Here is an 8,587-nt window from a genome sequence, read left to right as displayed (position 1 = left end):
TCAGCGGCGGCCTGCCGCTGGGCCTTTGCCCGCTCCTCGTCACGCAGCGCGCGGCGCAGCACCTTGCCGATCCCGATCTTCGGTAGTGACTCCGTCCGGAACTCAATGATCTTCGGGACCTTGTAGGCGGAGAGCCGTTCGGAACAGTACGCCCGCACATCGTCGACGGTAAGCGACGTACCGGGCCGCAGCACCAGGAATGCCTTCACCGTTTCGCCACGGTACGCGTCCGGGATACCGATCACCGCGGTCTCGGCAACCTCGGGAATCCCGGCGAGCACATCCTCGATCTCGTTGGGCGAGATGTTGAACCCGCCCGCGATGATGAGCTCCTTCTTCCGGTCGACGATCTCGAACCAGCCGGCGGTGTCCATCCGGGCGACGTCACCGGTGGACAGCCATCCGTCGTCGCTCAGCACGGTCCTGGTGGCCTCCGGGTTCCCCCAGTACCCGGCGAACACCTGCGGGCCACGGATGAGCAGTTCTCCGGGCTCCCCCACCGGCACTTCCCGCGTGTTGTCCTCCAGGTCGACGATCTTCGCTTCGGTGGACGGGAAGGGCAGGCCGATCCAGCCGGGGCGAAGCTGGCCGCGCAACGGACCGGCATGGGTCACCGGGGACGCCTCGGTCATGCCGTAGCCCTCGACGACCGGGGTACCGGTCGCGCCCTCCCACTGCCGCTGCAGCTCACCGGGCAGCTTCATCGCGCCGGAAATGCACCCTCGGATCGAGGTCAGGTCGACGTTCTTCGACCGGGGATCGTCCAGCAGCGCCCGGTAGATCGGTGGCACGCCCGGGAAAATGGTCGGACGGTGCCTGGCGATGGCGTCGAGTACCAGGGTCACGTCGAATTTCGGTACGAGCACGACATGCCCGCCGATCAGCATTCCCACCGTCATGCACAATGTCAGCCCGTACGCGTGGAACATCGGCAGGACCGCGAGGACGGCCTCCCGCCCGACCTGCGCGTCGGCGAACCATGCCCGGCACTGCACAGCATTGGCGACAAGATTACGATGGGTCAGCATCGCGCCTTTGGCCGGACCGGTCGTCCCCGTGGTGTAGAGCAGGATCGCGACATCGGACGTGGCCACCGGCACCGACGTCCGCACCGGCGCGGCCCGGCCGCCCCGGTACACGTCGAGGAAAGCGTGGGCGCGGGCGCCGGCGGGCAGCTCCGTCACGATTTCGGCACGCTTCCGGCGGGCCGGTGGAATGGGCAGTCGTAGCAGCAACTGGTCTTTTCTCGGCAGAAAGTCGGGAATCGACGTGGAAATCACCTCGCGAACCCTGGTCCGGCCGGAGCGGCGGGCCGCCTCCACCACCGCGTAGGCGCGGTCCAGACACACCACGTACTCGGCTCCACAGTCGGAGAGCTGGTGGGTCAGCTCGGCCTCGGTGTAGAGCGGGTTGGCCTCGGCCACGACCGCGCCCAGCCGCAGCACGGCATAGAAGGCAATCACGTGTTGCGGACAGTTCGGCAGAATGAGCGCCACCCGGTCACCGGCGGCGACACCGAGCTTCGCCAGGCCACCGGCGAACGCGTCAACATACTCGCGAAGCTGGCTATAGGTCAGCGTCGTCCCGAAGAAGGAGATCGCCGGGTTCGAGGGAAACTCCGCGGCAGCGTTCTCGAACATCTGACCCAGCGTGATATCAGAGATCTCGACCTCGGCGGGGACGCCGTCAGCGTACGACGACTGCCACGGCCGGTCAGCATAGGTGACGGTCTCGAGCGTGCCGGTCTCCCGCTCGGTTGTCGATCCACCAGGCATCGCGGACACCTTCCTTGTCGGACTGCGGTTGGGCGTCATTCTGGCAAGGAAACGACAGGGAAACAGCTCCCGGGAGGCGCGATTTCTCCGATCACCGGCACGCGCGGCTCCCGTGGCCGCCACAGCGGCGTCCACGACGGTATCCACCGCCGTATCCACGGCAGCAGCCCACAACGTATCGACGATATTGCCACGTTTCGTCACCGGGACTCGTCGTCCGCGCCGGACGAGGCGCCCGTGCCTCCCCCGGCGCCGGCGTGGACGCGGCGCGAACGAGCCGGCTGTGAACCACCACGCCGGGCCCGGGGCCAGGGCCAGGGAGCCCGCCGGACACCGCCCCGATCACCTGGAACACCCGCGGTGCCGAAGCCTCCGAAGCGGTCGGACCGTCCCGGATCCCGACTCCTGCAGGTGAGCACGCACGATCAGGAGCATCCACTTTCGCCCCTTCGGGTGCCCCGGCGCATCCCGGCGCAGTGGATGTCTACCCTGTGAAACGGGCGATCCGCACCCGCGCGGCCATCCGGCCCAACCGGCGGCGCGGGTGACACTTCGCCCACGGAGATCATACAGTGCACCGAGGAGCTCTGAAGTGCCCGTTTCCCGGCGTCGCAAGAAGAAGTCGACCAGCGCACCACCCCAGACCACCCAGTTGCGCAAGCGCAAGCCACCGTCGCCCCCCTGGATGGGCGCGCTGATCCTTGCGCTCTTCCTGATCGGGATCGCCTGGCTGCTCGTCTACTACTTCTCCAACGGCGACATCCCCGGGATGGGCAGCCTCGGCGCCTGGAACATCCTCATCGGCTTCGGTTTCGTCGTGGTCGGCCTCGGCGTCTCCACCCAGTGGCGCTAGGCCTTCGCCAGCAGGCCTTTCTCCGGGGAATCCTCGACCTTCCGCGGATCCGTCGACCTTCGGTGGATTCGCGTCCGCGCGGGCGTCCGCGCCGGCGGGTGTCCGTGCCAACGGGTGTCCGCCGGGCGGATCCGGCCGAGGATCCGGTTGGCCACCGGGCGGCCCGCGCCGCCTAACGGGCGGAACTTCCACCGGTGTCATTCATCCCCAACGGTTGTCCACAGTGTGGATATCGCTGCGGGTGAACATCGCTGCCGGTGAACATCCGTTCCGGCGGGACGCCGCCGCGGGCAACACCACGGCGCGCCGGACACCCGGGGACGCAACGGTCAGGACACCGGAGTTGGCCCAGGCTCGCCCGCGGCATCCTCGGCCCGGATGACGTGCATGACCGCGTTGATGAGAGCCAGATGGGTGAACGCCTGCGGGAAGTTCCCCAGGTGCCGGCCGGTGCTCGGGTCAAGCTCCTCCGCGTAGAGGTCCAGCGGGCTTGCGAAGCTCAGCAGGCGCTCGCAGTGCTGCCTGGCACGGACCACCTCACCGATCTCCACCAGGGCGGATGTCAGCCAGAACGAGCACATGAGAAAGGCACCCTCCGTCCCGGTCAGGCCGTCGTCGGTCTCCTCCACGCGGTAGCGCAGCACCAGGCCGTCGACCGTCAGCTCGTCGGCGATCGCGAGGATCGTCGCGCGTACCCGCGGATCGGTCGGCGGCAGGAATCCCAGCAGCGGCATGAGCAGCAGCGACGCGTCCAGCGCCTTCGATCCGTAACACTGGGTGAAGACTCCGCGCTCGTCGAGACCGTTCGCGCACACGTCGGCGTGTATCTCGTCGGCGACGGCCGCCCAGCGGGCCGCGGTCTTGGCGTCCCCGCGCATCGCCGCCAGCCGCCGGCCCCGGTCGGCGGCGACCCAGCACATCACCTTCGACGAGGTGAAGTGCCGTAGTTCTCCCCGCACCTCCCAGATGCCGCAGTCCGGCTCCCGCCAGTGCTCGGCAGCGGTCTCCACCAGCCTGACCAGCACCGGCCACAGCCGCTCCGAGAGATAGTCACGCGACCGGGTGTGCAGGTAGACCGAGTCGAGGATCGCACCCCACAGGTCGTGCTGGCGCTGGGAGAACGCCGCGTTGCCGACCCGGACCGGGAACGCCCCGTCGTAACCGGACAGATGCCCGAGGACCTGCTCGTCCAGCCGGCTCTCACCACCGACCCCGTACATGATCTGTAGGTCGTCGCCGTTCTCGCAGACGTCCGCGATGAACGAGAAGAAGTCGTTCGCCTCGTAGTCGAGTCCCAGGGTGTACAGGCCCCACAGCGCGAACGTGGAGTCACGGATCCAGCTGTACCGGTAGTCCCAGTTACGCTCACCCTGCGGTGTCTCCGGCAGGGACGTGGTGGACGCCGCGAGCAGCGCCCCGGTCGGGGCGTAGGTCAGACCCTTGAGCGCCAGCGCGCTGCGCTGCAGATGCCCACGCCACGGATGGTCCGGGAAGACCCCGCGGGAGAGCCACTGCCGCCAGAATGCGGTCGTCCGCGTCACCGCCGCGGTCGCCTCCGCGTAGCTGGTGGGCAGGAAGGGGTCGCTGGCCCGCCAGGTCAGGGCCACGAAGGCCGTCCCGCCCTCGGCCAGGGTTGTCCTCGCATGCGCCCGGCGGCCGTCGAAGCCCAGCCGGAGATCCGTCCGTAGCCGCAGGGTCAGGTCGGGATGTGAACGGATCCGTGGGCCGGGCCGCTCCGACGGGCCGCGCCGGCCGTCGTCCGGCCCGCCCCTCGCCGGCACGGCGTCGCCGGCCCGGCCCGTGCCGCCAGGGACGGTGACCGCGCTGCCGTAACCGGCGTCCTCGTAGGCCCAACTCCCCGGCCGGCGGCCGTAGTCGAAGTTGGGCTCGCACAGCAGGGTGAGATCGACACTGCCGTGCTCACAGCGCGCGAGCCGGAGCAGGACGTGTTCGGCGTCCCAGTCCGTCGGGGTACGCCGATGGGTGTTGGACCGCTGCTGGGTACGGTGCCAACGTCCGACGATGAGACAGTCGGTGACGATGAGCCAGCCGTTGGGTGTCTGCCAGGTGGTTTCGAGGATGTTCGTGCCCGGCAGGTACCGGCGCCCGGCCGGGATCATCGTCCGCTCCGGGCCGAACCGGAAACCGCCCGCCGACCGGTCGATGATCGAACCGAACACCGACGGATCATCCGGACGTGGCAGGCACATCCACTCGATGTTGCCGCTCGGGGCGACCAGACATGTGGTCTCACAGTCGGAGAGAAAGCCGTATTCGGCAATGGGCGGAAACGGGCTGACGCTGCCACGCCGGGTGGGCGGCGACACCGTCTGGAATCCGGTCTGGAACGCTGTCTGGGACCCGGTCTGGAACGCTGTCTGGAACGAGGCCACGTCCGCTCTTCTCCTTCTCCGGCCGCAGGCCCCGGCAGCGGGGTGCGGTACACAGGCCAGGCCGTCATCCAAAGCGACGGCGAAAAAGCGGATAGTAATCGTCATGAAGATCGACCCAGTGCAGGCCGGGCGGCGGTCAGCCCGCGCGGGCGGGCGGCGGCGCTGGATGTGCCGCGGGATGTGCTGTGCTGGGCGACATGCGGGATGACGACTTCGACGGCCGGGACATCATCGGCCCACGGCACGCCGATGACGGCCGTACCGGCGCCGACGACGCCCACGACGGCCGTACCGGCGCCGGTGCCGGCTATACCGGTGCCGGTGCCGGCGCCGATGCGGGTGCGGGTGCGGATGCGGGCGATACCGGTGCCGGCCGTGCCGATGACGCCGGCGCGCACGCCTGGTCGCCGCCCTGGTGGCGGGTGGCCGGGTATGCCCTCGCCGGCGCGTTCCTGCTCGCGGTCGCTGCCGTGGGTACGCTCGCCGCCCACCTGGGGTCGCTGGACCGTCCCGGCCGGCTGTTGATCGGGGTCGCGGGGGTGGGGCTGTTGCTGCTGGCCGGCCGGGACGCCCTGGCCCGGCCGGTGCTGCGCGTGGATCAGGGCGGGGTCGACCTGGTGGACGGTATCCACCGGCGGCATCTGCCATGGGCCGCCGTGCTACGGGTGCGTGCCGGCACCCTGACGCACAACCGTCGCGCTGTGCACGTCCGCGTCCTCACGGTCGAGACGATCGACGGCCCGGTCATGCTCAGCCGTCGCCAGCTCGGCGCCGAGCCCGAACGGATCGCCGAGACGGTGGAGGAGATCCGCCTGCGCCTACGCTGACCCGCCGGATCGCCGGATCGCTATTGGACGATCGCCGACAGCGGCGTCGACGTCACCGCGGATGTCCGGAGGGCTGCGGCGAGCAACAGCGCGGCAAGGACAGCGCCCACCGCGACCGCCTGTGCCCACCCGCGGCGCGTCGGCACATAGGCATAGATCACCCCCACCACGAGCCCGGTCACAAGACCGCCGATATGGCCCCACTTGTCGATCCTGGCGATGGTGAACGTGATGATCAGGTTGATGCCGACGATGATGAGGATCGCCGAGGTGTCGGCGCGCAGCCGTCTGGCGATCACGTAGTACGCCGCGAAGAACCCGAACACTGCGGTGGACGCCCCGACCGAGAATGTGTTCCAGCCGTTGATCAGATAACTGAGCGTGTTGCCACCGATGGCGCAGACAACGAACAGGGCGAGATAACGCACCCGTCCGAGGATCTGCTCAAGCTGGGAGCCGAGCAGGTACAGCGCGTACATGTTGAACAGGATGTGCAGGACGCCCGCGTGCAGGAAGGCCGCGGTCAGCAGCCGGTAGTACTCGTCGTTGGCCGCTATGCCCGGACCGTACAGGGAGTAGTCCAGGGTGAAGGTGTTGTCGGGGCCGCTGCCGCTCAGGCCTGGCAGCCCCTGCAGGGCGTACGCGGCCACGCAGAGCCCGATGAGCAGCTGGGTGATCAGCCCGGGATGCCTGATCCTGGCCTGGCCGCCCAACGAGTTGATCGGCCGCCGGGAGGTAGCGCCACGGCGCGACGCCGCGGCGCCCTCCTCCGGGCAGTGGAACCCGACGGCCGCCGGACGCATGCACTCGGGGCAGATCGGGCGCCCGCAGCGCTGGCAGGACACGTAGGTTTCCCGGTCGGCGTGCCGGTAGCAGTAGGGGGCGGGACGAGGATGCGCCGCCGACCCATGATCCGGCTGGCCCGTGGGCCGGGAGCCGGTGGCGGAGGGGGCGTCCGGCGTCCAGCCGTCAGAGGGATCCGAGGACCCATCCGCGGGCCGCCAGCCGGCCGGCTCCGGTGGCTGCCCGGACGCGTGGTACTGCCCGGGCAGCTGATGCCGGCGCGGGCCGGGCGCCCGGACGGCACCCGCATCCACCGCCCGACGGGGATCCGGGACATCCGGTTCCGCAGGCCTCGACCAGGGTGGGTTCATCGCAGCGGTCCCGACACCTTCGCTTCCCCGTCCGCCTTCCCGTTTCCGCCGGCCGCTACGCCTGCCGGCGTTCGACGACGACCTGCGTGACGACGACGTCGCTGGCCGGGCGGTCCTGGGACCCGGTTGGCGCCTTGCTGATCGCGTCGACGATGTCGGTGCCGCTGGTGACCTCGCCGAAGATGGTGTGCTTGCGGTCCAGCCAGTTCGTCGGCGCCACGGTGATGAAGAACTGGGAGCCGTTCGTCCCCGGGCCCGCGTTCGCCATCGCCAGCAGGTACGGACGGGAGAAGCGCAACTCCGGGTGGAACTCGTCGGCGAACTTGTACCCCGGGCCGCCGCGGCCGGTACCCAGCGGGTCACCACCCTGGATCATGAACCCTGGGATCACCCGGTGGAAGATCGTGCCGTCGTACAACGGCGCCTTCTTCTTCTCACCCGTCTGGGGGTCGGTCCACTCCCGCGTGCCCGTGGCGAGACCAACGAAGTTCGCCACCGTCTTCGGTGCGTGGTTCTCGAACAGCAGGATCTCGACGTCACCCTGAGTAGTCTTCAGTGTAGCGTACAGCTCCTCGGCCATGAGCCTCTCTTCCGTCGTACCGGTAGCGGCTGATCGCCGGTGGCGCCGAATGTCGCGTCGTGGGTCCAACGATCGCCGTGCTGGGAATGCTCCGCTGATGGTATGCGTCCGGCCGTATGCGGCCAGCCGCGCGCGACCGATCGCGCGGGAGCGGCCACATGGGATCGGTCGTGTACGCCGCGTTCCGGCAGGGGCCGGCGGCTCTACCGACCCCTGCCGGGCTCGCACTCGCCCCTGCGGGCACCGACAGATCCGTCCTGGCGATATCCAGCGATACACCAGGAGCGAATGTTTTGTCACGATTCGCACACTGGTTGTGCTTAGCTCAATTGTGGGTAGGGGCAGATTCAGCAGACCGTAACGCGAGTTGCACGAAGGGGAGCCGATGAGCGACAAACGAGAGAGCAGACGGTGGCGTGGTCGCGATTCTTCCGTGGCCGAAACGCCTACGGGGCTTCGTTTCGGACCGCTGATGGTGAGCCGGGTCCGTGGTGGTCACGATCCTTCCGCGACCGAAACACCCACGGAACGCCGCTTCGGACCATTGACAGGCCGGGCCCGAGGCGGCCAGGACCCCTCCGCGACCGAGACACCCGGAGGGCCGGCCCAGCAGGCCCTCCGGGCTGGGCGGGCTCGACAGGCCCAGGTTGCCCGGTCGCTGACGGAGAGGATTTCCAGCGCGGCCGGGCACGTGCCCACCGAGAAGATCCCGGCCGCGTCCAGCGCTGTCACCGACCGTGCCGGCAAAGCGGTGACTCAGGCTGCCACCCTCGCCAGCACGATGTCCGAACGTGCCGGGCAACAGATCGACAGGACCCGTTCCCAACGAGCCACCAGCCGGGAGGAAAAAGTGCGTGCCCACACGGAGAAGACACAGCACCTGCTGGAACAGCAGCTGGCCAGAGCCGAGCACAAGCTCCAACGGATACACCGCCGCCGGCGACGCGGCATGACGGCGATCCTGCTGGTCGGCGCCGGCGCGGCAAGTGCCGCCGCGGCGGCCCG

5 protein-coding genes and 2 pseudogenes are annotated in these 8,587 nt (G+C 69.2%); 3 read left to right on the top strand and 4 right to left on the bottom strand.

The window, feature by feature from the left end; all coding sequences use genetic code 11:
* Positions 1–1,640: pseudogene (locus tag FrCorBMG51_RS15860) on the bottom strand (AMP-binding protein); the annotation flags it as partial.
* Positions 1,641–2,367: 727 nt separating this feature from the next.
* Between FrCorBMG51_RS15860 and FrCorBMG51_RS15855 the strand changes: the two are divergent.
* On the top strand, positions 2,368–2,628 hold the full coding sequence (locus FrCorBMG51_RS15855; protein WP_047223838.1) for a cell division protein CrgA: 261 nt from the start codon (positions 2,368–2,370) through the stop codon (positions 2,626–2,628).
* A gap of 329 nt (positions 2,629–2,957) precedes the next feature.
* On the opposite strand, the gene FrCorBMG51_RS15850 is transcribed toward FrCorBMG51_RS15855, so the two are convergent.
* Positions 2,958–4,955 (bottom strand): glycoside hydrolase family 15 protein, encoded by a 1,998-nt coding sequence (locus tag FrCorBMG51_RS15850; protein ID WP_047223862.1) that lies wholly within the window; start codon positions 4,953–4,955, stop codon positions 2,958–2,960.
* 263 nt (positions 4,956–5,218) lie between these two features.
* Here FrCorBMG51_RS15850 and FrCorBMG51_RS26950 point away from each other — a divergent pair, with 263 nt between their 5' ends.
* Positions 5,219–5,848, top strand: a complete 630-nt coding sequence (locus FrCorBMG51_RS26950; RefSeq protein WP_086055493.1) for a PH domain-containing protein — start codon at positions 5,219–5,221, stop codon at positions 5,846–5,848.
* A gap of 20 nt (positions 5,849–5,868) precedes the next feature.
* Here the strand turns inward: FrCorBMG51_RS26950 and FrCorBMG51_RS15840 are convergent, their stop codons facing one another.
* Together FrCorBMG51_RS15840 and FrCorBMG51_RS15835 are read right to left on the bottom strand one after the other, a co-directional pair.
* On the bottom strand, positions 5,869–6,945 hold the full coding sequence (locus FrCorBMG51_RS15840; protein WP_235433621.1) for a rhomboid family intramembrane serine protease: 1,077 nt from the start codon (positions 6,943–6,945) through the stop codon (positions 5,869–5,871).
* 112 nt (positions 6,946–7,057) lie between these two features.
* Positions 7,058–7,582 carry a peptidylprolyl isomerase gene (locus tag FrCorBMG51_RS15835; protein WP_047223837.1) on the bottom strand — a complete coding sequence of 175 codons (525 nt, stop codon included), beginning with the start codon at positions 7,580–7,582 and terminating at the stop codon, positions 7,058–7,060.
* Positions 7,583–8,273: 691 nt separating this feature from the next.
* Between FrCorBMG51_RS15835 and FrCorBMG51_RS25390 the strand changes: the two are divergent.
* Positions 8,274–8,587, top strand: a pseudogene (locus FrCorBMG51_RS25390) (hypothetical protein); the annotation flags it as partial.

This window comes from Protofrankia coriariae, assembly GCF_001017755.1.
Lineage (GTDB): Bacteria > Actinomycetota > Actinomycetes > Frankiales > Frankiaceae > Protofrankia > Protofrankia coriariae.
The sequence above is the reverse complement of the archived record's forward strand: the minus strand, read 5'-3'. Positions and strand labels throughout refer to the sequence as shown.